28 protein-coding genes, 3 pseudogenes and 1 riboswitch are annotated in these 25850 nt (G+C 73.3%); of the genes and pseudogenes, 22 read left to right on the top strand and 9 right to left on the bottom strand.

Annotated features, from left to right (window positions below):
- The first annotated feature begins 245 nt into the window (after window positions 1-245).
- Genes G567_RS0108330 through G567_RS0108320 form a run of 3 tightly spaced genes read left to right on the top strand, consistent with a single transcriptional unit; the run spans window position 246 to window position 4319 of the window.
- Window positions 246-986 (top strand): phosphatidylserine decarboxylase, encoded by a 741-nt coding sequence (locus G567_RS0108330; protein ID WP_051232579.1) that lies wholly within the window; start codon window positions 246-248, stop codon window positions 984-986.
- A 3-nt stretch (window positions 987-989) separates the two neighbouring features.
- On the top strand, window positions 990-1976 hold the full coding sequence (locus tag G567_RS0108325; protein ID WP_028929629.1) for a CDP-alcohol phosphatidyltransferase family protein: 987 nt from the start codon (window positions 990-992) through the stop codon (window positions 1974-1976).
- A gap of 42 nt (window positions 1977-2018) precedes the next feature.
- Window positions 2019-4319: an AAA family ATPase gene (locus G567_RS0108320; protein WP_028929628.1), complete on the top strand. Its 2301-nt coding sequence runs from the start codon at window positions 2019-2021 to the stop codon at window positions 4317-4319.
- Window positions 4320-4396: 77 nt separating this feature from the next.
- Here the strand turns inward: G567_RS0108320 and G567_RS0108315 are convergent, their stop codons facing one another.
- The gene (locus G567_RS0108315) at window positions 4397-5050 is read right to left on the bottom strand and encodes a LytR C-terminal domain-containing protein (protein WP_028929627.1); all 654 of its coding nucleotides are present in this window, start codon (window positions 5048-5050) and stop codon (window positions 4397-4399) included.
- Between the two features lie 72 nt (window positions 5051-5122).
- A complete protein-coding gene (locus tag G567_RS0108310; protein WP_028929626.1) occupies window positions 5123-5431 on the bottom strand; it encodes a DUF3263 domain-containing protein in 309 nt (102 codons plus the stop codon).
- A 200-nt stretch (window positions 5432-5631) separates the two neighbouring features.
- Here G567_RS0108310 and G567_RS0108305 point away from each other — a divergent pair, with 200 nt between their 5' ends.
- The gene (locus G567_RS0108305; RefSeq protein WP_028929625.1) at window positions 5632-6204 is read left to right on the top strand and encodes a peptide deformylase; all 573 of its coding nucleotides are present in this window, start codon (window positions 5632-5634) and stop codon (window positions 6202-6204) included.
- 169 nt (window positions 6205-6373) lie between these two features.
- Window positions 6374-7279, top strand: coding sequence for a S1C family serine protease (locus G567_RS0108300; RefSeq protein WP_028929624.1), 906 nt, complete (start codon window positions 6374-6376; stop codon window positions 7277-7279).
- Window positions 7280-7319: 40 nt separating this feature from the next.
- Here the strand turns inward: G567_RS0108300 and G567_RS27525 are convergent.
- Window positions 7320-7751, bottom strand: a pseudogene (locus G567_RS27525) (response regulator transcription factor); the annotation flags it as partial.
- Here G567_RS27525 and G567_RS0108290 point away from each other — a divergent pair.
- The 7 genes and pseudogenes from G567_RS0108290 to G567_RS0108265 all read left to right on the top strand — a co-directional run bounded on the left by G567_RS0108290 (window position 7690) and on the right by G567_RS0108265 (window position 13002).
- Window positions 7690-8382, top strand: coding sequence for an ABC transporter ATP-binding protein (locus G567_RS0108290; RefSeq protein ID WP_028929623.1), 693 nt, complete (start codon window positions 7690-7692; stop codon window positions 8380-8382). The pseudogene G567_RS27525 and the gene G567_RS0108290 overlap by 62 nt on opposite strands.
- Window positions 8379-9653 (top strand): FtsX-like permease family protein, encoded by a 1275-nt coding sequence (locus tag G567_RS0108285; RefSeq protein ID WP_028929622.1) that lies wholly within the window; start codon window positions 8379-8381, stop codon window positions 9651-9653. Before G567_RS0108290 ends, G567_RS0108285 begins: the two co-directional genes overlap by 4 nt.
- A complete protein-coding gene (locus G567_RS35115; protein WP_028929621.1) occupies window positions 9650-10243 on the top strand; it encodes a hypothetical protein in 594 nt (197 codons plus the stop codon). The genes G567_RS0108285 and G567_RS35115 overlap by 4 nt, the downstream gene beginning before the upstream one ends.
- Window positions 10240-10935, top strand: a complete 696-nt coding sequence (locus tag G567_RS0108275) for an ABC transporter ATP-binding protein (RefSeq protein WP_373865881.1) — start codon at window positions 10240-10242, stop codon at window positions 10933-10935. Before G567_RS35115 ends, G567_RS0108275 begins: the two co-directional genes overlap by 4 nt.
- Complete coding sequence (locus G567_RS0108270; RefSeq protein ID WP_028929619.1) at window positions 10932-11153, top strand: hypothetical protein; 222 nt, start codon at window positions 10932-10934, stop codon at window positions 11151-11153. Before G567_RS0108275 ends, G567_RS0108270 begins: the two co-directional genes overlap by 4 nt.
- Before the next feature lie 441 nt (window positions 11154-11594).
- Window positions 11595-11855, top strand: a pseudogene (locus G567_RS37115) (FtsX-like permease family protein); the annotation flags it as partial.
- Window positions 11856-12015: 160 nt separating this feature from the next.
- A complete protein-coding gene (locus tag G567_RS0108265; protein WP_028929618.1) occupies window positions 12016-13002 on the top strand; it encodes an FtsX-like permease family protein in 987 nt (328 codons plus the stop codon).
- A gap of 24 nt (window positions 13003-13026) precedes the next feature.
- Here the strand turns inward: G567_RS0108265 and G567_RS0108260 are convergent, their stop codons facing one another.
- Both G567_RS0108260 and G567_RS34035 read right to left on the bottom strand, forming a co-directional pair.
- Window positions 13027-13476 carry a nitroreductase family deazaflavin-dependent oxidoreductase gene (locus tag G567_RS0108260; RefSeq protein ID WP_028929617.1) on the bottom strand — a complete coding sequence of 150 codons (450 nt, stop codon included), beginning with the start codon at window positions 13474-13476 and terminating at the stop codon, window positions 13027-13029.
- 43 nt (window positions 13477-13519) lie between these two features.
- Window positions 13520-13660, bottom strand: coding sequence for a hypothetical protein (locus tag G567_RS34035; protein WP_154667129.1), 141 nt, complete (start codon window positions 13658-13660; stop codon window positions 13520-13522).
- A 102-nt stretch (window positions 13661-13762) separates the two neighbouring features.
- A riboswitch (TPP riboswitch) is annotated at window positions 13763-13872 on the top strand.
- Between G567_RS34035 and thiC the strand changes: the two genes are divergently transcribed.
- The 5 genes from thiC to G567_RS0108230 all read left to right on the top strand — a co-directional run bounded on the left by thiC (window position 13862) and on the right by G567_RS0108230 (window position 20087).
- Window positions 13862-15511: a phosphomethylpyrimidine synthase ThiC gene (thiC, locus tag G567_RS0108250; RefSeq protein WP_051232577.1), complete on the top strand. Its 1650-nt coding sequence runs from the start codon at window positions 13862-13864 to the stop codon at window positions 15509-15511. (Overlaps the previous riboswitch by 11 nt.)
- Window positions 15511-16365 carry a bifunctional hydroxymethylpyrimidine kinase/phosphomethylpyrimidine kinase gene (thiD, locus tag G567_RS0108245; RefSeq protein WP_028929615.1) on the top strand — a complete coding sequence of 285 codons (855 nt, stop codon included), beginning with the start codon at window positions 15511-15513 and terminating at the stop codon, window positions 16363-16365. The genes thiC and thiD overlap by 1 nt, the downstream gene beginning before the upstream one ends.
- Before the next feature lie 70 nt (window positions 16366-16435).
- On the top strand, window positions 16436-18709 hold the full coding sequence (locus tag G567_RS0108240) for a xanthine dehydrogenase family protein molybdopterin-binding subunit (protein ID WP_028929614.1): 2274 nt from the start codon (window positions 16436-16438) through the stop codon (window positions 18707-18709).
- Window positions 18706-19266 (top strand): (2Fe-2S)-binding protein, encoded by a 561-nt coding sequence (locus tag G567_RS0108235; protein WP_028929613.1) that lies wholly within the window; start codon window positions 18706-18708, stop codon window positions 19264-19266. Before G567_RS0108240 ends, G567_RS0108235 begins: the two co-directional genes overlap by 4 nt.
- Window positions 19263-20087, top strand: a complete 825-nt coding sequence (locus tag G567_RS0108230) for an FAD binding domain-containing protein (protein WP_028929612.1) — start codon at window positions 19263-19265, stop codon at window positions 20085-20087. The genes G567_RS0108235 and G567_RS0108230 overlap by 4 nt, the downstream gene beginning before the upstream one ends.
- Window positions 20088-20096: 9 nt before the next feature.
- On the opposite strand, the gene G567_RS0108225 is transcribed toward G567_RS0108230, so the two are convergent.
- The 3 genes from G567_RS0108225 to G567_RS0108215 are packed head-to-tail and all read right to left on the bottom strand — an operon-like array spanning window position 20097 to window position 21570.
- A complete protein-coding gene (locus tag G567_RS0108225) occupies window positions 20097-20753 on the bottom strand; it encodes a response regulator transcription factor (RefSeq protein ID WP_028929611.1) in 657 nt (218 codons plus the stop codon).
- Window positions 20750-21283 (bottom strand): ATP-binding protein, encoded by a 534-nt coding sequence (locus G567_RS0108220; protein ID WP_028929610.1) that lies wholly within the window; start codon window positions 21281-21283, stop codon window positions 20750-20752. Before G567_RS0108220 ends, G567_RS0108225 begins: the two co-directional genes overlap by 4 nt.
- Window positions 21214-21570, bottom strand: a complete 357-nt coding sequence (locus tag G567_RS0108215; protein ID WP_028929609.1) for a hypothetical protein — start codon at window positions 21568-21570, stop codon at window positions 21214-21216. Before G567_RS0108215 ends, G567_RS0108220 begins: the two co-directional genes overlap by 70 nt.
- 222 nt (window positions 21571-21792) lie before the next feature.
- Here G567_RS0108215 and G567_RS0108205 point away from each other — a divergent pair, with 222 nt between their 5' ends.
- Together G567_RS0108205 and G567_RS32945 are read left to right on the top strand one after the other, a co-directional pair.
- Window positions 21793-22389, top strand: coding sequence for a hypothetical protein (locus G567_RS0108205; RefSeq protein ID WP_147200938.1), 597 nt, complete (start codon window positions 21793-21795; stop codon window positions 22387-22389).
- A pseudogene (locus G567_RS32945) lies at window positions 22379-22575 on the top strand (DUF418 domain-containing protein); the annotation flags it as partial. The gene G567_RS0108205 and the pseudogene G567_RS32945, both read left to right, overlap by 11 nt.
- Window positions 22576-22829: 254 nt before the next feature.
- On the opposite strand, the gene G567_RS35425 reads toward G567_RS32945, so the two are convergent.
- Window positions 22830-23960: a DUF952 domain-containing protein gene (locus G567_RS35425; protein WP_245585583.1), complete on the bottom strand. Its 1131-nt coding sequence runs from the start codon at window positions 23958-23960 to the stop codon at window positions 22830-22832.
- 149 nt (window positions 23961-24109) lie between these two features.
- Here G567_RS35425 and mftA point away from each other — a divergent pair, with 149 nt between their 5' ends.
- From mftA to mftC, 3 genes are all read left to right on the top strand, one after another.
- Window positions 24110-24220 (top strand): mycofactocin precursor MftA, encoded by a 111-nt coding sequence (mftA, locus tag G567_RS34780; protein WP_161631679.1) that lies wholly within the window; start codon window positions 24110-24112, stop codon window positions 24218-24220.
- The gene (gene mftB / locus G567_RS0108185) at window positions 24210-24527 is read left to right on the top strand and encodes a mycofactocin biosynthesis chaperone MftB (RefSeq protein WP_028929606.1); all 318 of its coding nucleotides are present in this window, start codon (window positions 24210-24212) and stop codon (window positions 24525-24527) included. Before mftA ends, mftB begins: the two co-directional genes overlap by 11 nt.
- 64 nt (window positions 24528-24591) lie before the next feature.
- Entirely contained in the window at window positions 24592-25803 is a 1212-nt protein-coding gene (gene mftC / locus G567_RS0108180) for a mycofactocin radical SAM maturase (protein ID WP_028929605.1), read from the top strand.
- Window positions 25804-25850 lie beyond the last annotated feature (47 nt).

Below are 25850 nucleotides of genomic sequence, written 5' to 3'. Positions count from 1 at the left end.
GATCTGGACGATGTTCGGGGGCTGGGGAATACTTTCGAAGCGCGGGGGGTATCCACCTCCTGACGCAACGGACCTACCGCCCGTCGCTGGGGAGCGGACGAGCGGTTCCATGGCCGGGGTCGCTGTCTCGGGGGATGGCGGCCCCGGCCCTTTTGCATGGGAGGTGTCGCGTACGGTGGCCGCCGTCACCGCGGCGCGAGAATGACTGCCGATGCGTTCCTCTCCTCAGGAGTCGACCCGCCTCAATGTCCGAACAAAACGGAATCACCCAGCTCGCGAACTCGCAGGCTGGGACGTCAGTGGGGCATATCGCGGAACTGGTCAGGGCGGCGGCGCCGCCCATGCATCCCGGGGGACGGCCGGTCGTGGCCGCGGTCGCCGCCGGTGCGGCCCTGCTTCGCCTGCTCACCGGCCGCGGTGCGCTCCTCGGCGCCGCCGCCACCGCCGCCACCGCCGTGTTCTTCCGCGAGCCCCGCCGGGTACCACCGCCGCGCACCGGGGTGGTGCTCGCCCCCGCCGACGGCACCGTCGCGACGGTCTCCGCAGTCCTGCCCCCCCCGGAACTCGACCTGCCCCCGGTGCCCGCTCCGCGGGTGAGCGTCTTCCTTTCGCTGCTCGACGTGCACGTGCAGCGCATCCCCGTGGACGGGCGGGTGCGCGCCGTGGAGTACCGGCCCGGCACCTTCCTCTCCGCCGACCTGGACAAGGCCAGCGAGGACAACGAGCGCAACGCGCTGCTCATCCAGACCGCCGACGGCGTCCGGGTCGGAGTGCTGCAGATCGCCGGGCTGCTGGCCCGGCGCATCGTGTGCGACGTGCAGCCCGGCGCCGAGGTGGCCGCGGGCGAGACCTACGGCCTGATCCGCTTCGGCTCCCGGGTCGACACCTACCTACCCCCGGGCGCGCGGCCACTCGTCGCCGTCGGGCAGCGCACGATCGGCGGCGAGACGGTCCTCGCCGAACTTCCCGGCGGCCAGGCGGGCTGAGCGATGCCCAGCTACGCCGCCGGCATCCGCCTGCTGCCCAACGCGGTCACGGTCCTCGCGCTGTGCGCCGGGCTGTCGGCGGTGCAGTTCGCGCTGGCCGGGCGCTTCGAACTCTGTGTGGCCGCGGTCGGCGCCGCCGCGCTGTGTGACGCCCTCGACGGCGGGCTCGCCCGGCTGCTCGATGCCAGCTCCAAGATCGGCGCCGAGCTCGACTCGCTGTCCGACCTCGTCTCCTTCGGCGTCGCGCCCGCTCTGGTGTTCTACATCTGGCAGTTGCAGGGCAACCAGTTCGGCTGGATCGTCGCGCTGATCTTCGCCGTGTGCATGGCGCTGCGGCTGGCTCGCTTCAACTCGCTTCTCGAGGACACCTATCAGCCGCCGTATGCCAAGGAGTTCTTCGTCGGGGTCCCGGCCCCCGCCGCGGCCCTGATCGCGGGAATCCCGCTGTACCTGTGGCTGCACTTCGGCCCGGGCTGGTGGTCCGCTCCGCTCACGATCGCGCTGTGGGTGCTGATCGTCGGGGGGCTCATGGTGAGCCGGGTGCCGACCCTGTCGCTCAAGGCGGTCCGGGTCTCGCCGCGGCTCATCGCGCCCCTGCTCGTGCTGGTCGGCCTGGCCGCGGCCGTGCTGCTGACGGTTCCGTTCCTCGGGCTCGCCGTCGTCGCGGTCGGGTACCTGGTGCTGATGCCCTACATCGTGTACCGGCACCGGTGGCTGTCGCGGCATCCCGAGGCCTGGAATGTCCCGGTTCGCCAGCGCCGCGCCGTCGCCAGGGCCGCGCGGTCCACCCGCAGGCTCGGGCTGCGTCCGCCGCTGCGGCGCCGGGTCGCGGGCTCGGCGAGCGCGGTCGCGCGAGCCGTGCGGCGGCGCGGTTTCGAGGAACGGCTCGAGGCTCGCAACGGCCGGTCGGGCATGGCGATCAGCCCGGCTCCCGACACCGGCCCGACCCGACGAGGCTCCCGGCGACGGCTGGGGCTGCGCAGACGCTGAGTGCGTCGCCGCCGGGCCCGTCGCGGCCGATAGCGTGAGGGAGTGCCCACGCCTGAGATCACCCTGGTCGCCCGCCTGGCCGCCGCGGCCGCCGATTCCCGGCGCGGCGTGGTCCGGCTGCACCCCGAGATCCTCGACGCGCTGGGGTTGCGGTCCTGGGACGCTGTCACGCTGACCGGTGTACGGGTGACGACGGCGCTCGCTGCCGCGGCGGACCAGGACACTCCGCCGGGACAGGCCCGTCTCGACGATGTGACGCTGTCCAACGCCGGGCTCACCGACGGCGCCCCGATCGTCGTCGCGCCCGCGCCGGTGACCGCGGCCCATCGGGTGCTGCTCGCCGGGTCCGTGCTGGCCCGCGGCATCCCGCCGGAGACGCTGCGGCTCGCGCTCATGGGCAAGGTGCTGACCGTCGGCGACGCCGTTTCGCTGCTGCCCCAGGACATCGCGCCGCCGCCCGGCGCCGATGTGCCCGCCACCCGGCGTGGCCTGGCCAACGCCGTGGGCGGCGGCTGGACCAGCGAGCTGCTCACGGTTGTCGCCGCCGAGCCCCCCGGCGTCGTCGCGGTGCAGCCCTCAACGGTGGTGGGGTGGCAGGACGGGCCGACGACGGGACAGCCCGGACCGCCCGCGCCGGCCCGGGCCGCCGGCTCGGCGACCGCGGCGGGGCCTGGGAACGGCCGGGTCCTCGCGCCCGCGGCGGACGAACCGTCCGCCGAGCGGGTTCCGGACGTCGACGAGCTGGCCGGGAACGCCGACCGTGGACGTCGGCTCGTCGAGTGGCTGGAGCTGACCTTCACCCGCCCCGAGCTGCTGGCCCGGCTCGGGGGGACGCCGCGGCTCGGGGTGCTCGTGGTGGGTCCGGAGGGCGTCGGGAAGGCGACGCTGGTGCGCAGCGCGGCGGCTGTGGTCGGCGCGGGCTGTCAGGAACTGGCCGCCCCGGCCGTCGCCGCGCTGGAGGCGGGTGCCGCCTCCGCCCGGGTGCACGAGGTGATCGACGCAGCGCGCGCCTCCTCCCGCGCCGGCACCCCGGTGGTCCTGCTGATCACGGATATCGACGTGCTGCTGCCGGCCGCCGCGTCGCCGCCGCTGGCCACCCTGGTGCTCGACGCGCTGCGGGCCGCGGTCGGCACCCCCGGCCTCGCGCTGGTCGCGACCACGGCGGCGCCGGAGGCCGTCGACCCGCGGCTGCGCGCCCCCGAGCTCGTCGACCGCGAGCTGAGCCTGGCGCTACCCGATGTCCGGACCCGGACCGAGCTGCTGCGCCGGCTGCTGGCCGGGGTACCGCTGGCCGCCGATGTCGACCTGCAGGCGATCGCCGAGCGGGCGCCCGGATTCGTCGTCGCCGACCTCATCGCGGTGCGCCGGGAGGCCGCGGTCCAGGCGGCGCTGCGCCACCGGGACCAGCCGATCCCGGCCGATACCGATCCGCCTGCCGACGCCACGCCGGCCCAGCCGCGGATCCATCAGCAAGACCTGCTGGATGCCGTCGGTGCGGTGCGACCGATCTCGATGTCGTCGTCGGACACGCTCCAGACCGGGGGGATCACCCTCGACCAGGTCGGTGACATGGTCGAGGTCAAGCAGGCACTCACCGAAGCGGTGCTGTGGCCGCTGCGGTACCCCGACTCGTTCGCCCGTCTCGGCGTGGCGGCGCCGCGCGGGGTGCTGCTCTACGGCCCACCGGGGTGCGGCAAGACCTTCCTGCTCCGCGCGCTGGCCGGGACGGGACAGCTGAACGTGCTGTCGGTGAAGGGTGCCGAACTGCTCGACAAGTACGTGGGGGAGTCCGAGCGCGCGGTCCGCGAGCTGTTCCGCAAGGCCGCCGACGCCGCGCCCGCCCTGGTGTTCCTCGACGAGGTCGATGCTCTGGCGCCGCGTCGCGGTGCCTCCGCCGACTCGGGGGTGGCCGACCGGGTCGTCGCGGCGCTGCTCACCGAGCTCGACGGGGCCGAGCCCTTGCGCGACGTCATCGTCGTCGGAGCGACGAACCGTCCCGAGCTCATCGACCCGGCCCTGTTGCGCCCCGGACGGCTGGAGCGGCTCGTCTATGTTCCGCCGCCGGACGCCGCCGCGCGCGGGGAGATTCTCCGTGCCGCCGGCCGTAATACCCCGCTCGCCGCGGAGGTCGACCTCGATGCGCTCGCCGCCGAGCTGGATGGCTACTCCGCGGCCGACTGTGCCGCCGTGCTCCGGGAGGCGGCGCTCACCGCGATGCGGGAGTCACTCGACGCCGTTGAGGTGACGGGCGCGCATATCGCCGCGGCGCGGGATTCCGTCCCGCCGTCGCTGGATCCGCTCCAGCTCGCGGCGCTCGCGGCCTACGCGGATCGACGACGCTGACATCGGGGACGCTGACACTGGGGACGCGGCGGCCGATATCGTCGGCCGGCGCGTCCCCGATCCCCGGGGAGCGGACGTCAGCGGCGCTGGTAGTCGTTGGTGACGATGACGATGAGACCGGGGCTCGCATCGGTGAGTCCCTCGAAGCGCGGCTCGACACGCATCCCGAAGTCGCGTCCCAGGGCCTGCGCGGCGGCCTGCTCGCCGGTGCCCGGCCGGTAGTAGACGGTGGTGGTCGGGATGACCCCGCTCGGGTAGTTGGCGACGGTTTCCACCTGCCAACCCGCGCCGCGGAAGTCGTCGGCGGCGCGGGCGGCGAGCTCGGTGATCGTGCTGTTGTTGTAGACCCGGACGGGCGCCCGGACGACCCCGGCGCCCCCCGCCCCGGAGCCGGCCGCCGCGATCCCGCCCTGGGCCAGGACTCCGGATCCGCCGCCCGCGGCCGGGCCGGGAGCGGATGCCGTGGTCGGCGGCGCGGCGATGCCGTCGACAGGGGTGGGTCCGAACGACGGCACGGGGACTTCGCCGTCGTCGGGTCGAGCCGTCTGCGGGGCCGGAGCGGCGGCGGTGTCGGTGACCGAAGTGGACGGCGCCGCCGCGGGCGGGGCCTCGTCGCCTCCGGTCGTCAGCGACGCCAGCCCGATCACTCCGGCGACGAGGCCGATGCCGAGCAGCGCGAAGCCGCCGATGCGCAGCGGCGAGGAGCCCCCGGGTGAATCCGGTTCGGTCACTGCAACCTCCGTCTGCGCTGTGCCGGTCGGTATCCGGACGTGATCGACATGGTCGACGTGATCACTGTGCCGTTACCAGGGCTCGATTCCCAGGCGACGCGCCGCGCGGGTGCGCTGTCGGCTGACACGCAGCCGACGCAGCCGCTTGACGAGCAGGGGGTCGGTGGCGAGCGCCGCGGGCTTGTCGATGAGCGCGTTGAGCACCTGGTAGTACCGGGTCGCCGACATGTCGAACAGCTCGCGGATCGCCTGCTCCTTGGCGCCCGCGTACTTCCACCACTGGCCCTCGAAGGCGAGGATCTCCCGCTCCCTGCGCTCCAGTTCCTGGACGGGGCTGCCGGCGGTGTTCGCGCCCCGGTCGGGTTCCGTGGCGGACTCCATCACGCTCCTCGGACATCGCTGCGCTGCTGGCCTACCGCTGAATGACATGGATGTCATTCAGCGCCGGTCATTAGACCACGCGACCCGGACAACGACCGGCCAGGGACGCGCCGACCCACCGGTCCGGATCGGGACCGAGGTGGAGGCGGGGGTACCGCCCACCGAAGGTCCGCCGAGACCGGCGACATTAGTCTTCTGGTGTGACAGTTCGCCCCATCCGGATCATCGGCGACCCCGTCCTGCACAGCCCGGCCGAGCCGGTGCAGGTGTTCGACGAGGTCCTGCGCGATCTCGTCGAGGACATGTTCGACACGATGGCCGCCGCGCACGGGGTGGGGCTCGCGGCCAACCAGATCGGGGTCGGGCTGCGGGTGTTCGTCTACGACTGTCCCGACGAACAGACGCGCACGATGAAACGCGGCGTCGTCGTCAACCCGGGGCTGGAGACCTCGGAGATCCCCGAGACGATGCCCGACCCGGACGACAACGACGAGGGCTGCCTTTCGGTGCCCGGTGAGCAGTTCCCCACCGGCCGGGCGGACTGGGCCAGGGTGACCGGCTTCGATGTCGACGGCAAACCGGTCGAGGTGGAAGGGCGCGGGTTCTTCGCGCGCTGCCTGCAGCATGAGACCGATCACCTAGAGGGGATCGTCTACGTCGAGCGGCTCATGGGCCGCAACGACCGCGCCGCGCGCAAGGCGCTCAGGCGCCGCGGCTGGGGCGTGCCGGGGTTGTCGTGGGACCCGGCCGCGGCGCAGGCCGAGGAGGTCTGACCCGCCCGCGGCACGGTCCGCCCGTGATCGGCTTTTCGGCGTCGGCAACCGCGCCCACCGAGGCTCCCGCCGCCGAAACGTGGATCAGGCGGGAGCGCCACGGGGAACAGGCCGGCCAGGCCCGACGTTCTGCAGCTGCAACGATGTAAGTGCAGCGAGGGCGGTCGCGATGGACGAGCTCGATGCGTATTCCAGGACGGTCAGCGCAGTGGCCGCCGAACTCACCGGACGGGTGGCCGCGGTGCGAATGTATCGCGGTACCGGATCCGCGGTGGTGATCGGGCCCGACGAGCTGCTCACGAACGCGCATGTGGTGGGCGACGCCCGCAGCGGCCGGGTCGACTTCGTCGACGGCTCGGAGGTCTCGGTCCGGGTCGTGGGTTCCGACCCGCTGTCGGATCTGGCGCTGTTGCGCGCCCATGCCCCCGCCGTGCTGCCCGCAGCCGTCCGGCTCGGGGACGCCGACCGGCTCGTGGTAGGGCAGCTCGTCGTCGCGGTCGGCAACCCGCTGGGCTTGGCCGGGTCGGTGACCGCGGGCGTGGTCAGTGCGCTGGGCCGGTCGCTGCCGACCCGCAGCGGGAACGCCGGACGGGTGGTCGAGGACGTCATCCAGACCGACGCCGCGCTCAACCCCGGCAACTCCGGCGGCGCGCTCGCCGACTCGCACGCCCGCGTGGTCGGGATCAACACCGCGGTCGCGGGCGCGGGGCTCGGTCTCGCCGTCCCGGTCAACGCGACGACGCTGCGGATCGTCGACGCGCTGCGCACCCACGGCCGGGTCCGTCGGGCGTATCTCGGGGTGGTGGGCAAGCCGGCGCCGGTGCCCGCGGCCGTGGCCGAACGCTACGGCCGCCGCAAGGGGCTGAAGCTGGCCGAGGTGATCGCGGGCAGCCCCGCGGCACGGGCCGGCCTGCGGCCCGGCGACCTCGTTCTCGACGTCGGCCGCCGTCCGGTGCACGACGCCCAGGGCATCCAGCGCCAGCTCTTCGGCGACGCCATCAACGCACCGCTGCCGGTCACCGTGCTGCGCAACGGCGCGATGGTGGACGTCATCGCAGTCCCCACCGAACTGTGAGTGCGTAACAGTATTCTAACACTGTTACGCACTCACAGGGTCAGTTGACCAGGCCGTTCTCCCAGGCCCACGCGGCGACCTCCACCCGGTTCCGGGCGGCGAGCTTGGTGTGCATGTTGGCCAGATGCGTCTTGACCGTGGACAGCGAGACGAACAGCTCGGCCGCGATCTCGGCATTGGTACGGCCGCGGGCCACGGCGCGCACCACGTCGAGCTCGCGCGGCGAGAGCGGCTCGGTCTGGGCAGGCGCGGAACGGACGGGTTTCGCGAGGTGTTCGAGCAGCCGCACCGTCACCGACGGCGAGACCAGCGCATCCCCGGCCGCCGCCGCCCGCACCGCCTCCACGAGCAGCCGCGGCCCCGCGTCCTTCAGCAGGAATCCGCAGGCGCCGGTCCGCAGCGCGCGCCCGGTGACCGCGCCGCAGCCGGTGCTGGTCGCCAGCGGGTTGACCAAGCGCTTCGGAGCGGCGACGGTGCTGGCCGAGGCCGGGTTGACGGTGCACCGCGGCGAGACGGTCGCCGTGACCGGGTCGTCGGGATCGGGGAAGTCGACGCTGCTGCACTGCCTCGCGGGGATCCTCATGCCGGATGAGGGCCAGGTACTCCTCGATGGCGAGCGGATCGACGATCTGTCGGAAGAACGCCGGACCGCGTTGCGCCGTAACCGGTTCGGCTTCGTCTTCCAGTTCGGGCAGCTGCTGCCCGAACTGGCCGCCGTGGAGAACGTCGCGCTGCCGCTGCTGCTGGCCGGGGTGTCTCGCCGAGAGGCGGTCGCCCGTGCGGCGCAATGGTTCGACCCGCTCGGCCTCGCTGGACTGGAGCAGCGCAGGCCCGGCCAGCTCTCCGGCGGCCAGGAACAGCGGGTGGCGATCGCGCGGGCGCTCGTGGCGCGGCCCGCCGTGGTGTTTGCCGACGAGCCGACCGGCGCGCTCGACTCGGTGACCGGCGGACAGACCGTCGCGCTGCTCACCGGGCTGGCCCGCCGCACCGGCGCCGGGCTCGTCGTCACCCATGACGCCGAGGTCGCCGCGGCCTGCGACCGGACCATCGCCATCCGTGACGGTCGCACCGCGGCCGCCGGGTTGACCGGGGCGGCCCCGTGATCGCGTTGAGCCTGCGGCTGCTGCGCGCCGGCGGGCGAAACGCCTGGTCCGCGGCAGGCCTGGTGGCGACCGGGGTGGCGGTGGCGACGGCGCTGCTGGCCTTCGCTCTCGGTGCGCTGCACGGCCTCGACGCCAGGGAGCAGCGGGTGGGCTGGCGCACCCCGGCCGCGGCACCGCCCGGCACCGCCCCGGTCGCCCAGCTGCTCGTGCGCACCGACCACGTCACGGACCGCGCCATCCAGCAGATCGATGTCGTCGACCCGCGTCCGGACGCGGCCGGGCCGCCCGGGCTGCCCCGGATGCCGTTGCCCGGCGAGCTGTGGGTCTCGCCTGCGCTGGCCGAACTGCTGCGCACGGTGCCCGCCGACGCGCTGGCCGCGCGCTACCCGGTGGATGTCCCGACCGGGGTGATCGGCGATGCCGGGCTGCTCGGGCCGGACGAGCTGGTCGCCGTGGTCGGACGGCCCGCAGGCGATCCGGTGCTGACCGCGCCGGAGCGATCCGAGGTGGTCGCGTCGGCTCGATCCGAGGTGGTCGCGGTCGCCGGGTTCGACCGCCCGGGCGAGGGCCTCGGGCTCGCCGAGATCTACCGCCAGCTCACCTACGTGGCCCTCGCGCTGCTGGTCTTCCCCGTTGCGAGCCTGCTCGGGGCGTCGGCCCGGCTGAGCGCGGCCCGGCGCACCGAGCGGCTGGCCACGCTTCGGCTGTTCGGGGCGTCCCGGCGGCAGGTCACCGTGGCGGCGGTGACCGAGGTGACGGTGGTGGCCGCCGCGGCGGCTGTACTCGGAATCGCCACGGAGTGGCTGCTGGCGCCCGCGATCGCCCAGATCTCGCTGGCGGGCAGCACCTGGTTCGTCGCCGACGTCCGCCCCGCGCCGGTGACTGCGCTCGCCGCGTTCGCCTGCGTGGCGCTGCTGGCGGCCGGTTCGGCGGTCGGCGGGCTACGCCGGGTCGTGATCACCCCGCTCGGCGTCGTCCGACGGGACCGCCCGCAGGGGGCGCGACTGGTGCGGCTGCTCGGCCTCGCCGCCGGCGTCGCGGTGTTCGTGATCATGAGCCAGTCGATCCAGATCGCGCCGTCCGACATCGTCGGGCTGGTGTTCGGGATCGGGGTGCTGGCGCTGTTCGGTGCGATCTCGCTGATCGGGCCGCTGGTCGTGCGGCTGCTCGGCGGCGTGCTCACCCGGCGTGCCCGGTCGGCACCCGCGCTGCTGGCCGGCCGTCGGCTGCTCGACGACCCCAGGGGGCCTTCCGGCCGCTGGCCGGGGTGACGCTCGCCGTCTTCGTCGGCGCCTTCCTGGCCCCGCTGACAGCGATGCTCCCGGGCTGGACGGGAGAGGACCCGGACACGCTGTGGGTCCGGGTGCCCGCCGAGCGGAGCGCGGCGGGCACGGCGGCGGCCGCGCAGCGGCTCGACACGCTGGGCATCGCGGCGCAGGTGGGCCCGCCCGCCGCGGTCCGTGCCGGCGCCGCGACCGTCGCCGTGCCCGTCTGGCCCTCCGACGCGGCCGATCGCGACCGGGCCCGCACCGCGCTGGGCGCGCTCGTCTCCGGCGCGCTCGTGCGCACCGAGCACGAGGCCGAGACGGTCCTGCCGATGCTCGTCAACGCCGGGATCGCGCTGGCTCTCGGCCTGCTCTGCGCCTCCCCGCTCGGGACGGCGGTGAACGGGCTGGCGCCCTCGGGACTGGTGCTGTTCGGCGGTGTGCTTCTCGGCGGCGTCGTCCTCGTCCTCGCCGCGTCGGCGGCCAGCCGCCCGCTCTTGCGATCCGTGACAACCCATGTCGATCAGGAGGACTTGCGACAACCCTGGACCCGCCGCGGCACGCTGTGCCGGCCGCATCCGTCGTGGGCCTGGTGAAGATCTACGGGCGCGGCGGCGCTGCCGTGCGCGCCCTCGACGGGGTGAGCCTGGAGATCCCGGCGGCGCGCTTCACCGCGATCATGGGGCCGTCCGGTTCCGGCAAGTCGACGCTGATGCACTGCCTGACCGGGTTGGACACGCCGACCTCGGGCCAGGTCCTGCTCGGAGGCACCGACCTGGGCCGCTGCCGCGACGCCGAGCTGACCGCGGTGCGCCGTGACCGGATCGGTTTCGTGTTCCAGTCGTTCAACCTGCTCCCGCAGCTCACCGCCGACCAGAACATCGACCTGCCGGCCCGGCTCGCCGGCCGCCGCGTCGATTCGAGGTGGCGGGCGGAGCTCGTCGAGCTGCTCGGGATCGGCGATCGGCTGACCCACCGCCCGGCGCAGCTGTCCGGCGGGCAGCAGCAGCGGGCGGCGGTCGCGCGGGCCCTGCTCGGGCGGCCCGAGATCGTGTTCGCCGACGAGCCCACCGGCAACCTCGACACCGCCAGCGGGCACGAGTTGCTCGACCTGCTGCGGACCTCGGTGCGCGAGCTCGGTCAGACCGTCGTCATGGCCACCCACGATCCGGTCGCGGCGTCGTTCGCGGAGGCGGTGGTGTTGCTGCGCGACGGACGGCTCGCCGGGGCCGTCGCCGATCCGCGGCCCGAGACCGTGCTGGAGGCCCTGTCCGGGGTGACGGCGTGAACGCGGCATCCGCGGCGCTGCTCGCCGAGACCCGCAGGCGCCCGGGGCGGCTACTGCTGACCGGGCTGGCCGTCACGGTCGCGACGGTCTTCGCCGCGGGCGCGCTGCTGCTGGGCGAGACGATGCGCAGCTACCTCACGGCGACCAGCGTGCAAGACGCCGACCGCGGCCGCCGCCGTCGTGCTGCCCGAGCTGCTGCCCGACGACGCCCGTGCTGACCTGGTCGACCGAGTCGCCGCCATCGACGGCGTCACCGAGACGGTCGGGGTGTGGACGGGCTTCGGTTCGGTCCGCGGCCCCGGCGCGAGCGGGATGTGGCGGCTCGGGTCCGACCCGATGGGCGGGCCACTGACCCGGCTGCCGGGCGGGGCGCAGGAGGTCGGCTCTCTGCCGCCGACGACGAGGTCGCGGTGGGCACGGCCACCGCGGAGCGCACCGGGGTGCGCCCCGGTGCCCGGCTGGTCGTCGACTTCCTGTCGGCGCCCCGCCAGGTCGTGGTCACCGGCATCGTCGCGTTGCCCACCGAGCCGGTCAACAGCCTGGTCGCGCTTCCGCATGCGGTGGCGACGCTCGGCGGCACGCTGGACCAGGTGGACGTCACGTCGTCCGAAGTGGACACAGAGGCGAGGATCGGCGCCGCGCTCGGTGCCCCGGATGCCATGCGCACCTCGGCCGAGCAGCGGGCGGGGGAGGCGCGCGAGGCCTCGGGCACGGTGGACGCGGTGCTGACCGGGGTGTCGGTCTTCGCGGGCCTGGCGCTGGTCGCGGCCGTGGTCGTCGTCGCCTCGACCTTCCGCATCGTCCTCACCCAGCGCCGAACCCAGCTCGCCCTGCTGCGGTGTGTCGGCGCCGGTCGAGGCCAGCTCGTACGCGCCGTGCTGGCCGAGGCGACGGTGTCGGGCATGGTCGCCGGGGTGTTGGGGGCCGGTGTGTCGCCGGGGCCGCCCTGGTGGCCGTGGCGGCGACGGTCGTCGCCGCGCTGGTCCCCGCCGTCGCGGCGGGCCGGATCCCGCCCGTGGTGGCGCTGGGCGCCGTCGGTGCCGTGGAAACCGGCGTTCCGCGTCGCGGCCGCGGGTCGCGGTGGCCGCGGCGCTGGCCATGGTTGCGGCCGGGCTCGCCGTCCTTGCCGTGGCCGGTGGGGGCAGCGCGGGCGGCGAGCTCACGCTGGTGATGCTGGCGGTTTCGGGGCTGGTGGGGTTCGCCGCGCTCGTCGCGCTGGGGCCGCTGCTGGTCGGGGCGCTCGCGGCAACGGCCGGACGGACGGTCGGGGCGCTTGGCAGGGGCCCCGGCCGGCTCGCGGTGGCGAACGCGAGGCAGGTGCCGCGCCGTACGGCGGCCACCATTGCAGTGCTCACGCTCAGCGTGGGGCTGACCTCCGCGCTGCTCGTCGCGCTGGCACAGACCGAGGCCGGTGCGCAGCGCACGATCGCCCGGCAGTTCCCGACCGAGATCATCATCACCGCGCCGGACCCGGGCAACGTGGCGGCGCTGGCGCAGCGGCTCGGGACCGACCCGGTGCTGCGAGTGCGGGCCGAGGGGGACCAGGTGCTCGTCGACCCGGCGCTCGGCGTCGCCGTCTCCGCGGCCCGCAGCGCCGTCGATCGCGCGCTGGGGCCCGACGCCCTCGTGAGCTACGCGGGTGACCTCCGTGCGGAGCTGGAGTCCACCATCGCCACCGCGCGGCTGATCGGGCTGGGTCTGGTGGGGATGACGGTGCTCGTCGCGGTGGTCGGTGTCGGTGTGACGCTGATGCTGTCGGTCACCGAGCGGACCCGGGAGACGGGCCTGCTGCGGGCCGTCGGGCTCACCCGGGGCGGTGTCCGGTCGATGGTCGCCTGGGAGGCGGCGCTCAGCGGAGTCGCCGCGGCCGTGGTCGGAGCGCTGATCGGCGCGGGGTACGGGCTGCTGGGGGTGCGCGTCCTCGACGCCGGTCTGGAGTCGTGGGCCATCCCGTGGTCGCAGCTGGCCGTCGTGGTGGCCGGGCTCGTGGTGACGGCGGTGCTCGCCGCTGTGGCCCCGGCCGTCCGGGCTGCTCGGACGCCACCGATCCTCGCTGTGAGTGCGTAACAGTGTTCTAGCACTGTTACGCACTCACAGTGCTTCGCCACCTGCGGGTTCGAGGACGAGGACCGGGATGAGCCGGTCGGTCTTGGTCTGGTACTCGGCGTAGGGCGGGAAGGCGGCGACGGCCCGGTTCCACCATTCGGCCCGCTCCTGTCCGCTGACCTCGCGGGCGATGTACTCGCCCCTGGCGGTGCCGTCCTGCAGTTCCAGGCGCGGCTCGGCCTTGACGTTGTGGTACCAGGCCGGGTGCGTGGGGGCTCCGCCCCGCGAGGCGACGATCGCGTAGGAGCCGTTGTGCTCCACCCGCATCAGCGGCACGAGGCGCAGCTTGCCGCTCTTCGCGCCACGCATCGTCACCAGGACCACGGGGCGCATGTTGATCTCGACGCACTCCGTGGTCCCGGTCTTGAGGATCTTCTCGGTCTGCTCCCGCACCCATGCGGTGGGGCTCAACTCGTACTCGACGTTCACGCTCATGACTCCCGGAAACGCGACGTCCGCGGCCGCTATTCCGGGCGAGTCAGATCAGGTCGTCCAGTGCGATCTCCACCTCGACGGGCGCCGTCGAGACGAATGTCCCGGTCACCGCACCCCCGTCGGCATAGCCGAACTCGCCCGCGAGGTGGCAGGCGAGCAGCGAAGGCAGCGGCTCGGCGGTCACGGGCCTCCTTCGTTGCTCGACGACACCGCTGAGTGTGACACGCGTCCCCGACGGGGTGGGGGCGGTACCGCGCGGCGACGTGCCGGGTTACGGTCTGGCCACACCTGAACACGCGGGAGCTCGTAACTCAGCGGGCTGAGAGGGCGGCTGGTGCCGCCGACCGCAGAACCTGTCCGGGTAATGCCGGCGTAGGGAGGATGCATGACGTCGTTGTCGTCTCTGCAGGACACGACCGTTCGTCCGACGATCACCACGGGCCCGATCCACGGCTCGCACAAGGCCCATCTCGACGGTCCGGACGGCATCCGCGTCCCGGTCCGCAGGGTGGAGCTCTCGAATGGCGAGCACCACGACGTCTACGACACGTCGGGCCCGTACACCGAGACGGGCGCGCAGTTCGACGTCCGCGCCGGGCTGCCCCGGCTGCGGGCGCCGTGGATCTCCGCCCGGGAGCCGGTCGGCGGCGCGGTCACCCAGCTTGCCTACGCGCGGGCCGGGATCGTCACGCCGGAGATGCGGTTCATCGCAATCCGCGAGGGCGTCGACGTCGAGCTCGTCCGGTCGGAGGTGGCGCGCGGCCGGGCGGTGATTCCGACCAACCGCAACCATCCGGAGTCCGAGCCGATGATCATCGGTAAGCGGTTCCTGGTGAAGATCAACGCCAACATCGGCAACTCCGCGGTGACCTCCTCGATCGAGGAGGAGGTCGACAAGATGGTGTGGGCGACCCGGTGGGGCGCCGACACGGTGATGGACCTGTCCACCGGCAAGAACATCGCCGAGACGCGGGAGTGGATCCTGCGCAACTCTCCGGTGCCGGTCGGCACGGTGCCGATCTACCAGGCGCTGGAGAAGGTGAACGGGGACCCGGCGAAGCTCTCGTGGGAGATCTACCGCGACACCGTCGTCGAACAGTGCGAACAGGGCGTCGACTACATGACGGTGCACGCGGGTGTGCTGCTGCGCTACGTCCCGCTCACCGCGAAGCGGATCACCGGGATCGTCTCCCGCGGCGGGTCGATCATGGCCGCCTGGTGCCTTGCGCATCACCGCGAGTCGTTCCTCTACACCCACTTCGAGGAGCTCTGCGAGATCCTGCGGACCTACGACGTCACCTTCTCCCTCGGTGATGGGCTGCGCCCCGGTTCGATCGCGGACGCCAACGACGAGGCCCAGCTCGCCGAGCTGCGCACCCTCGGCGAGCTCACCGCGACCGCGCGCGCCAAGGACGTCCAGGTGATGATCGAGGGTCCGGGGCACGTCCCGATGGACAAGATCGCGGAGAACGTGCGGCTGGAGGAGGAATGGTGCGATGAGGCGCCGTTCTACACCCTCGGCCCGCTGGCCACCGATATCGCGCCCGGCTACGACCACATCACCAGCGCGATCGGTGCGGCCACGATCGCCCAGCACGGCACGGCGATGCTCTGCTACGTCACCCCCAAGGAGCACCTGGGCCTGCCCGACCGCGACGACGTCAAGACCGGTGTGATCACCTACAAGATCGCCGCACATGCCGCCGACCTGGCCAAGGGCCACCCGCACGCCCAGTCCCGCGACGATGCGCTCTCCCAGGCGCGCTTCGAGTTCCGTTGGGCCGACCAGTTCGCGCTCTCCCTCGACCCGGACACCGCGCGGTCCTTCCACGACGAGACGCTGCCCGCCGAGGCGGCGAAGACGGCGCACTTCTGCTCGATGTGCGGCCCGAAGTTCTGCTCCATGAAGATCACCCAGGACGTCCGGGACTACGCCGAGGCGCACGGGCTGACGAGCGTCGAGGCGATCGAGGCCGGGATGGCGGAGAAGGCGAGGGAGTTCACCGGACGCGTCTATCTACCCGTGACGGAGTGATGAGTGTGGAACAGCCGGTCGGGATCACCCCGCCGCGCGTGATGACGATCGCCGGCACCGACTCCGGCGGCGGCGCCGGGATCGCGGCCGATCTGCGGACGTTCGCCGCCTGTGGTGTGCACGGTTGTCTCGCGGTCTGTGCGGTGACGGTGCAGAACTCGGTCGGCGTGACCGGGGTGCATCCGATCCCGCCCGAGACGGTCGCGGCCCAGATCGCGAGCGTCGCGGGCGATATCGGCCTGGATGCGGCGAAGACCGGGATGCTGGCCGGGACCGAGATCATTGAGGCGGTGGCGGAGGCCTGCGACGCGAACGGCATCGGGGCAGGCCGCCGCACCCCGCTGGTGATCGACCCCGTCGCGGCGTCGATGCACGGCGACCAGCTGCTCGCCGACTCCGCCCTGGACTCGTTCCGCACGCTGCTGTTCCCGCGGGCCACGGTGGTCACCCCCAATCTCGACGAGGTGCGGCTGCTCATCGGTATCGACGTGCACGACCGCGCGGGCCAGTACGAGGCCGCGAAGGTGCTGCACGAGCTGGGCCCGCGGTACGTGCTGGTGAAGGGCGGACATCTGCGTGCGGATGCCGACCGCTGCGTCGACCTGCTCTACGACGGGCACGCGTTCACCGAGTTGCCCGGCCCGCGTTTCGACACCGGCAACACCCATGGGGGTGGCGACTCGATGGCCGCGGCGATCGCCTCGGGGCTGGCCCGCGGGATGTCGCCGCCGGATGCGGTCGCGTTCGGAAAGCGTTACATCGTCGAGGCGGTCCGGCACTCCTACCCACTTGGTGCCGGACACGGGCCGGTCTCGCCGCTCTGGGCGCTCCGCCCCTGGTGGACCCCCCTGTGAGTGCGTAACAGCGTTCTAACGCTGTTACGCACTCACAGGGGGGAGAGACAGGGGGATAGGCTCGGGCGCGATGAGCATCTTGGGCACGCGCGTGGTCCGCACCGAGGATCCGGTGTTCCTCACCCGGGGCGCGACCTACACCGACGACCTGACCGACGAGCGGCTGACCGGTGCTCTGCATCTGACACTCGTCCGCTCGCCGCTGGCGCATGCACGCATCACCGCGATCGACGTCGAGGCCGCGCGGCAGGCCCCCGGCGTCGTCGCGGTGTACACCGGCGCCGACCTCGGCCTCGACCCTGTGGTGCTGTTCCCGGGGGCGAACAAGGGGATGAAGCGGCCCTGGCTCGCCACCGAGAAGGTGCGCTTCGTCGGGGAGCCGGTGGCAGCCGTCCTCACCGAGGAGCTCTACCAGGGCCCCGACGCCGCCGAGCTGGTGGAGATCGACTACGACCCGCTCCCGGCGGTGATCGACCTGCGGGCCGCGGCCACCGACGAGGTGCTGCTGTTCGAGGACGTCGGCACGAACACCGCCGCGGGCCACGGCGTCGACGACGAACCCGCCGCGGACCTGTTCGACGGCTGCGAGGTCGTCGTGGGCCACGAGATCGTCAACCAGCGGCTGGCCGCGGCCCCGCTGGAGACCAGGGCGGCCGCGGCGGTCTGGGGCTCCGACGGCCGCGTCACGGTCTTCTGCTCCAACCAGAACGCCCAGGGCGCGCGCGACGAGATCGCCCGCTGGCTCGGGCTGGACCGCGACCGCGTCCACGTCATCCTGCCCGACGTCGGCGGCGGCTTCGGGGCCAAGATCGGCGCCGACCCCGAGTTCGCGCTCGTCGCGCACCTGGCGAAGCTTTCCGACCGGCCGGTCCGCTGGTCCGAGAGCCGATCGGAGAACATGACGGGGATGCTGCAGGGGCGCGCGCAGCGCCAGACCATCACGATCGGCGGCGGCCGCGACGGCAGGGTCAAGGCCTACCGGCTCGACATCCTCGCCGACGCGGGCGCCTACCCGCGGCTGGGCGCGTTCCTGCCGCAGTTCACCCGCATGATGGCGCCCGGGACCTACGACATCGAGCGGCTCGACACCCGTGCCCGGGTCGTCGTCACCAACACGACCTCGATCGGGGCCTATCGGGGTGCCGGACGCCCCGAGGCCACCGCGGCGATCGAGCGCGCGATGGACCTGTTCGCCGCCGAGATCGGGATGGACCCGGCCGAGGTCCGCAAGTGCAATGTGATCGCCCCGGACAAGTTCCCGTTCACCAGCAAGGGCGGGGTCGAATACGACAGCGGCGAGTACGCGAAGGCCATCGACAAGGCGCTGGAGGCGGCGGGCTACGCGCAGCTGCGCGCCGAGCAGGCGGCCCGCCGCGAGCGGGGCGACGCCAAGCTGCTCGGCCTCGGTGTCTCGTCCTATGTGGAGATCACCGGCGGCGGCGCGTACGCCGAGAACGCGTCGGTCGAGGTGCATCCCGACGGCACCGTCACGGTGCTCACCGGCACCTCCCCGCACGGCCAGGGCCACGCCACCGCGTGGGCCATGCTCGCCAGCGAGCATCTCGGCGTCCCGATCGAGAAGATCACGGTCAGGCACGGCGACACCGACCTGATCCCGCGGGGGTCCGGGACGATGGGCTCGCGCAGCCTGCAGACCGGCGGTGTCGCCGTGTACCAGGCCGCGGGGGAGCTCGTCGAGCTGGCCAAGCAGCGGGCCGCCGAGCTGCTCGAGGCCAATGTGGACGACCTCGAGGTCGACAAGGAGCGCGCGGCCATCGTGGTCCGGGGCGCCCCCGGGGCGAAGAGCGTGACGTTCGCCCAGCTCGCCGAGCAGGAGCGGCTGCAGGTCGACACGGTGTGGGACGGCCAGAAGCCGAGCTTCCCGTTCGGCGCGCACGTCGCTGTCGTCGAGGTCGACCGGGAGACCGGCAAGGTGACGGTCGAGCGTCTCGTCGCGGTCGACGACGCGGGTCCCGTGCTCAACCCGCTGCTCTTCGACGGGCAACGGCACGGCGGCATCGCCCAGGGCATCTCGCAGGCGCTGCTCGAAGAGGTCGTCTACGACTCCGAAGGTCAGCCCCTCACCGCCACCTTCGCCGACTACGGGTTCCCGTCGGCCGCCGAGCTGCCCAGCTTCGATCTCGTCGACATGCAGACGCCGACGCCGATCAACCCGTTGGGCTACAAGGGAGTCGGCGAGGCGGGGACCATCGGCTCGACCCCGGCCGTGCAGAGCGCGGTCGTCGACGCCCTGGCGCACCTCGGCGTGCGCCATATCGACATGCCGACCACCCCGCTGCGGGTCTGGGAGGCCATCCAGACCGCTGCGAAGGGGGCCGAATGAGCACCAGGGCAAAGGTGGAGATCACCGTCAACGGCCGGCCGACCAGCGCGGACGTCGAGCCGCGGTTGCTGCTCGTGCACTACCTGCGCGACACCGTCGGACTGAAGGCCACCAACATCGGCTGCGACACGACGTCGTGCGGCGCGTGCACCGTGCTCCTCGACGGCGAGTCGGTGAAGTCGTGCACGGTGCTTGCGGTGCAGGCCGACCAGCAGTCGGTCACCACGCTGGAGGGGCTCGCCGAGCTTTCGCCCGGCGGCGAGCCGCACCCGATGGTGCGGGCCTTCCGCGCCGAACACGGTCTGCAATGCGGCTTCTGCACCCCGGGGATGGTGCTGGCGGCGGTCAGTCTGCTCGCCGAGCATCCGGACCCCACCGAACGCGATGTGCGCGAGGGGTTGGAGGGCAACCTCTGCCGGTGCACCGGCTACCACAACATCGTCCGCGCCGTGCTGTCGGCCGCCGGGAAGGACCCGGACGCCGAGCAGCGCCGCGAGGCCGAGAGCGACGCCGCGCGCATCGCGCCGGCGTTCTCCACCGGGGAGGCGGGCGCGTGATCCCCGTCGGCTTCGACTATGCCCGGCCCGACTCGGTCGATGCCGCGCTGGCGCTGATTGCCGAGCACGGCGAGGACGCCACGATCCTGGCCGGCGGGCATTCCCTGCTCCCGGTGATGAAGCTGCGGCTCGCCGCACCCGAGCTGGTCATCGACATCGGTCGGCTGACCGAGCTCAACTACATCCGGGTCGACGGCGACGATGTCGCCATCGGGGCGGGCAGCCGGCATCGGGAGGTGGAGGTCTCCGAGGTGCTGGCCACCGAGGTGCCGCTGCTGCCCGCGGTGGCCCGCACCGTCGGGGACCCGCAGGTTCGCCATCGCGGCACGATCGGCGGCTCGCTGGCACACGCCGACCCCGCCTCGGACCTGCCGGCGGCGGTGCTCGCGCTGAACGGGATGGTCGTGCTGCGCAGCCCGCGCGGCGAGCGCTCCGTCCCGATCACGCAGTTCTACACCGGCGTGTTCTCGACGGTGAAGGAGCCCGACGAGCTGATCGTCGAGATCCGGGTGCCGCGCGCCGGGGCCCAATTGTCGCAGGGGTGGGCGTTCGAGAAGTTCACCCGGCGGGCCAACGACTGGGCCATCGTCGGCGTCGCCGTCGTCGACGGCCGGGTCGGGCTGGTGAACATGGGCTCCACCCCGTTGCGGGCCTCGGCCACCGAGGCCGCACTCGCCGACGGGGCGTCCATCGAGGACGCCGCGGCGCTGGCCGACCAGGCCACCGATCCGCCCGCGGACACCGCGGCCACCCCGCAGTACCGTCGTCACCTGGCCAAGGTCCTGACCCGGCGCGCCCTGCAGACCGCCTCGGGCGGGTAGGACTCCGGCTCAGGGGACGAGACCGGCGTCCCGCGCCGCGATCGCGGCCTGGGTGCGCGAGCGCAGGCCGAGCTCGGTGAGCACGCGCGAGACGTGGGTCTTCGTGGTCGCCTCGCTGATCACCAGCGAGGCGGAGATCTCCGCGTTGGACAGTCCGCGCCCGAGGCAAGCCAGCACATCGGTCTCCCGCGGCGTCAGCTCGTCCGGCCCCGGGACCACGGCGGGGGCGGTCCTGCCGCCCGCGGCGAACCGGCTGATCACCCGGCGGGTGATCTCCGGGGCGAGCACGCCGTCCCCGCGGGCGACCGTGCGCACTGCCTCGAGCAGCCGCGGGGCATCGACCGACTTGAGCAGGAACCCGGCGGCACCGGCCGCGAGCGCGGAGTCGATGTAGTCGATGTAGTCGTCGAGGTCGAACGTGGTGAGCACCAGGACCTGCCCGTGCTGGGCGGCGACGAGCTGCCGGGTCGCCTCGATGCCGTCGGCCCCGGGCATCCGGATGTCCATGAGCACCACGTCGGGCCGCAGCGTCGCGGCCATCCGCACCGCCTGCGCGCCGTCGCCGGCCTCGCCGACGACCTCGATGTCCGGCGCGGAGTCCAGGATCATCACCGGCCCGGTCCGGACCGCGGCCTGGTCGTCGGCCACCACCACCCGGATCGTCATCTGTTCTCTCCGGCCGCTGCGACCGGGCCGGTGCCTGGTGCATCGAGCGGCAGCTCGGTGCGCAGCCGCCAGGCCCGGTCCTCCCGGCCCGCGGTCAGCGACCCGCCGACCGCCTGCGCGCGTCCGCGCAGCCCGAGCAGACCGGCCCCGGTGCCGCCGGCCTCGGGGGGCGCCGCGGCCAGATCGTTGGTCATCTCGATCACCAGCCGCCCTTCGTCGTGGCGCAGGTGCAGCCGCACCGCACCGCCGGGGGCGTGCTCGGCCGCGTTGGTGAGCGCCTCCTGCACGATCCGGTACGCGGCGAGCTCCACGCCGGCGGCCGCCTGTCCCGCGGGCCGCTCGTCGACCAGCTCCATCCGCAGCCCGCTGGCCCGCGCGGAGTCGAGCAGGGGAGCCAGCTGGTCCAGCCGCCCGGGCGCGGTGCGGGGTTCAGCCGCCCACAGCACGGGCACGGCCAGGATCAGCGACAGGCTGAGCAGATCGAGCAGAGCGGCCCGCCCGCCCTCGTTGACCAGGCTGAACCCGGCCACCCCGACGACCGCGGCCGCCGCGCGCCCGACACCGCCCAGCCGGCCCGCAGGGACGTGTACAGGACCGCGCAGTAGAGCAGGTCGAAGAAGACGAGCAGAACGCCCAACCCGGTCGCGCCGGCCACCAGCGGCCCGCACGCCACGGCCGCGGTGCCGACGACCAGCGCGAGAAGCGGCCGGGTCCGCCGCTGGCCCTGGCCGAGGCAGGCCAGGGCCAGCACCCCCGCCGAGACCCAGAACCCGGGCTCGGGCTTGGCCGACCACCAGTTGACGCGGACCTCGGGCACGACTCACCGCAGCAGCAGCTCGAACCCGAGATAGACGACGGCGACCACGCCGTCCTGGACCGAGCGCCGCCCTGGAAACCGGCGGGCACCCAGCGCGATCACCTATCCATCTCAGCACGTCGGCGGGCCGCCGGCGTCCGACGAACGATGTACGCCGCGCCCGGTGAGGATCGGCGGGACGATCGACGACCGGGGCGGCGATCGGCGGCAGGCTCGGTCGGCGTGGGGAGCTTTCTGAACGACAATCCGCTGCTGCTACTGATCGCCGCCTGCGAGATCGGCTTCTGGGTACTGCTGGCTGCCGGGCTGTTCGCCCGGTACGTGCTGCGGCAGCGCCGGCTGAGCACCGGGCTGCTGCTCGGCGTGCCGGTGCTCGACGTCGTGCTGGTGGCGGCGTCGGTCGCGGACATCGCGGGTGGCTCGCGGCCGGGGCTGACGCACGGACTCGCCGTGGTCTACCTGGGGTTCACGGTGGCGTTCGGGCATTCGATCGTGCGCTGGGCCGACGCGCAGTTCGCTCACCGCTTCGCCGGCGGCCCGCCCCCGCCCCGGCCCCCGCAACACGGCTCGGCGAGGGTGGCCCACGAGTGGCGGGAGTGGGGCAAGGCGGTCCTCGCGTGGACGATCGCGGTCGGGGCCATGCTGGTGATGGCCACGGTCGCGGGGATCGGGGTCCCGGCGCCGACGGACTGGCTCGGCGATCCCTTCTGGAGTTGGGCGGGCCGGATCAGCGTCGTCGTCGGGATCTGGTTCGTCGGCTGGCCGCTGTGGACCACGCTGAACCCACCGCGGGAGCGGGTGGCCGACCGTGTCCGGTGAGGGGCGTGGCCGGATCGAGGCCCTCGATGTGCTGCGGGGGCTTGCGATTCTCGGAACCCTCGGGACGAACGTCTGGCCCTGCTCACGTTGCTGTTCGGGATCGGCCTGGAACTGCAGTATCACTCCGCCGTGCGACGGGGGCTGCGCCGGCCGGGACGGTACCTGCGGCGGGCCGAGCTGCTGATCATCGTGCCCTCGGCCACGGTGCTGTTCCTGCTGGGCTCCCGGCTGCTGCGGGCCGGAGCGCTCGCCGACACCGCGGCCGGGCCCGGCTGCGGTCCCGGCTGATGGTGCTGGCGACGCTGTGGAATGGCTTCAACAGCTCAACCGTCAAGAAGTTGGGGGCCCGAACCGTCGGTCGGGTAGGCGGCCGCCGACTCGGTTCGGACAGGGCTGGTGCGGATCGAGCCCGGCACCGAGCCGCCGGGCTCGAAACGAGGTCATCCGGCGCGGCCCGCGGTCCACGTCTCGGCGACCGCGCTGAACCCGCGACGCGGGTACCCGTGCCGGGGCCAGTCCGCGACGAGCGCGTCGAGGCCGAGCAGATCGCATCCGGCGTGCCCGGCGATCGCCGCCGCACCCCGCAGCAGGGCCTCGGCGTGTTCCTCCCGCCGGTGCGCGCCGTCGCTCGCCACGGCGTCGAGCACCGCGGTGGCGCCGTCGATCTGCAGCGCCGCCGCGGCCACCACGGTCCCGTGCTCGTCGCGGACGGCCACGTAGCGGACGTCGAGGGCGGTGTCGTCGAGTGGGAACCGATCCGGCGGCCGTCGCCCGTGGTCACGCGGCTCGGCCCGCCACGCGGACGTCCAGAGCGGACGAACATCGGCCAGCTCCGCCGGCTCCACGCGGTGATCCGGGCAGCGGTCTGCCGGGTCGCGCCCGAGCTCGCGGGCCAGCACCGCCTCGCGACGGACCCACCAGCCGTGCCGGCGGAGCTCGTCGGCCACCGGGCCCGGATCCGGACCGCGCAGCGTCACGCAGCGGTGTGGGCGGCCGGCCCGGCCGAGCACGCGGTCGGCCTCGGCGATCACCTCGGCCCCGGACGTCGGGTCGTCGAGCAGGAGCTGGTTCAGCGCGCGCGACCACGGCAGCTTCGCCTGCAACAGCGCCACCCCGCCGGATACCGGGATCTCCGTCGTCGCCAGCCTGCGCGGCAGGGACTCGGCGAAGGCCCGCAGCCGGCCGGCGTGGTCGGCGCGGTCGGGCGGTGCCGGCGGGTCGTCGAACCTGCCGTCGGGGCGCGGGCGGTAGGTCTGCACGGCAACGACCGCGGACGTCGGGACCGGGCCGTAGGCGTGCGGGAAGCGCATCGTGTCCGGGTCGCCGGGCAGGCCCGGCTCCCAGCGCATCTCGATTCCGGACGCGGCGAGCGACGCTTGGTCGACGGCCAGCAGCAGCAGATCGCGCCGGTCGGGGAACAGCCGGGTGGCCGGGAGCGCCACCTGCTCCGGGGTCGAGAGGTGGACGAAGCCGACCTCGGACAGCGACGGCGGTGCGACGACCCCGGTGGACAGCGCGGCCCGCCACTCGGCCCGGGTGCACAGGTGGAGCAGGGTTGCGGGGGTGTTCACGGGGGTCAGCATGCCGGGGGCCGGGTCGGGGTCGGGGGGGGCCTGTCCGATCGGAGGGGTACCTGGGCGAGAGGCTTGCTTTCGGCACCCGGTGCCAATACCGTCTCGACAGCTTCGCCACACCGACAGCGTCGTTTCAGGAGGTACCCGTGGCCCCGATCGAGCAGAGCGAGCCCGCGTCCGAGCAGAACACCGCGCCGGTCATCGAGGAGACCCTCGTGGAGGAGGTCTCCATCGACGGAATGTGCGGTGTCTACTAAGCCGCCCCCCGGCAGCGCGCCGGAGGTCGGCCCGGCTGACGGGTTCGATCCCGGGTCGGCCTACCGGCGCAGCCCCAGCGTGGCGCTGCGCCCGGAACCGTTCGGCGCGCTGGTCTACCATTTCGGAACCCGCAAGCTCTCGTTCCTGAAGACGCCGCAGCTCGTGGACGTCGTGCGGAACCTTGAGCGGTATCCCGACGTCCACTCCGCGATCGCCGCGGCGGGCGTCGAGGAGGCGCAGCGCGCGGCCTATCTGAAAGCCGTGGCCGGGCTGGCCGCGTCCGGAACCATCGAACCCCGCCCGTGAGTGCGTAACAGTGTTAGAACACTGTTACGCACTCACGGGCCGGCATGACCACTGGAGAGAGTCCGTGAAGCTGGTCGACCACTTCCAGTACGGCCTGAACTCGCCGATCTGTCTGACCTGGGAGCTCACCTACGCCTGCAACCTGGCGTGCGTGCACTGCCTGTCGTCCTCCGGGCGGCGCGACCCGCGCGAGCTGTCCACAGCGGAGTGCAAGGCCGTCGTGGACGAGCTGCAGCGGATGCAGGTCTTCTACGTCAACATCGGCGGTGGTGAACCGACCGTCCGCTCGGACTTCTGGGAGATCCTCGACTACGCGATCAGCCACGATGTCGGGGTCAAGTTCTCCACCAACGGGATCAAGCTCGACAAGAAGCGGGCCGCCCAGCTCGCGGCGACCGACTACGTCGACATCCAGATCTCGCTCGACGGGGCCACCGCCGAGGTCAACGACCACGTGCGCGGCCCCGGCTCGTACCGCACCGCCTTGCGGGCGCTGGAGAACCTGGCCGAGGCCGGGTTCCAGCAGCCGAAGATCAGCGTCGTGATGACCAGGGAGAACGTCGACCAGCTCGACGAATTCAAGGCCATCGCGGACAAGTTCGGCGCCCAGCTGCGGATCACCCGGCTGCGCCCGTCCGGCCGCGGCGCCGACGTCTGGGACGACCTGCATCCGGCTCCCGCCCAGCAGCGCCGGCTCTACGACTGGCTGGTCGCGCGCGGCGAGGACGTGCTCACCGGGGACTCGTTCTTCCACCTCTCCGCCTACGGCGAGGCCCTGCCCGGGCTGAACCTGTGCGGCGCGGGCCGGGTGGTGTGCCTGATCGACCCGGTCGGTGACGTCTACGCCTGCCCGTTCGCGATCCACGAGAACTTCCTGGCCGGAAACGTCCGCTCCCCGGGTGGCTTCCGGGAGGTTTGGCAGAGTTCGGAGCTGTTCGCCGAGCTGCGGCGCCCGCAGACCGGGGGGGCCTGTGGGGGGTGCCAGCACTTCGACGCTTGCCAGGGCGGGTGCATGGCGGCCAAGTTCTTCACCGGGCTGCCGCTCGACGGGCCCGACCCGGAGTGCGTGCGCGGCTTCGGCGAGCAGGCGTTGGTCGCCCGCGACGCGTCCACGGAGATTCCGCGCTCGGATGTGGACCACAGCCGCTCGGCGCCGCGCAACTCGCGTGGCCCGGTGCCGGTCACGATCGGGGTGGGCTCGCCCGACGGCCCCTCGGCGCGCCCCGACCGGGCCTGCGACACCAGCCCGCTGGCCGGGTTCACCGCGCCGGCTTGATCACCGTTTCGGAGTCCGGGGCCGCGGTGGGCGCGGCGGCCCGGCCC

The sequence above is a fragment of the Pseudonocardia asaccharolytica DSM 44247 = NBRC 16224 genome (assembly GCF_000423625.1).
Lineage (GTDB): Bacteria > Actinomycetota > Actinomycetes > Mycobacteriales > Pseudonocardiaceae > Pseudonocardia > Pseudonocardia asaccharolytica.
The sequence above is the reverse complement of the archived record's forward strand: the minus strand, read 5'-3'. Positions and strand labels throughout refer to the sequence as shown.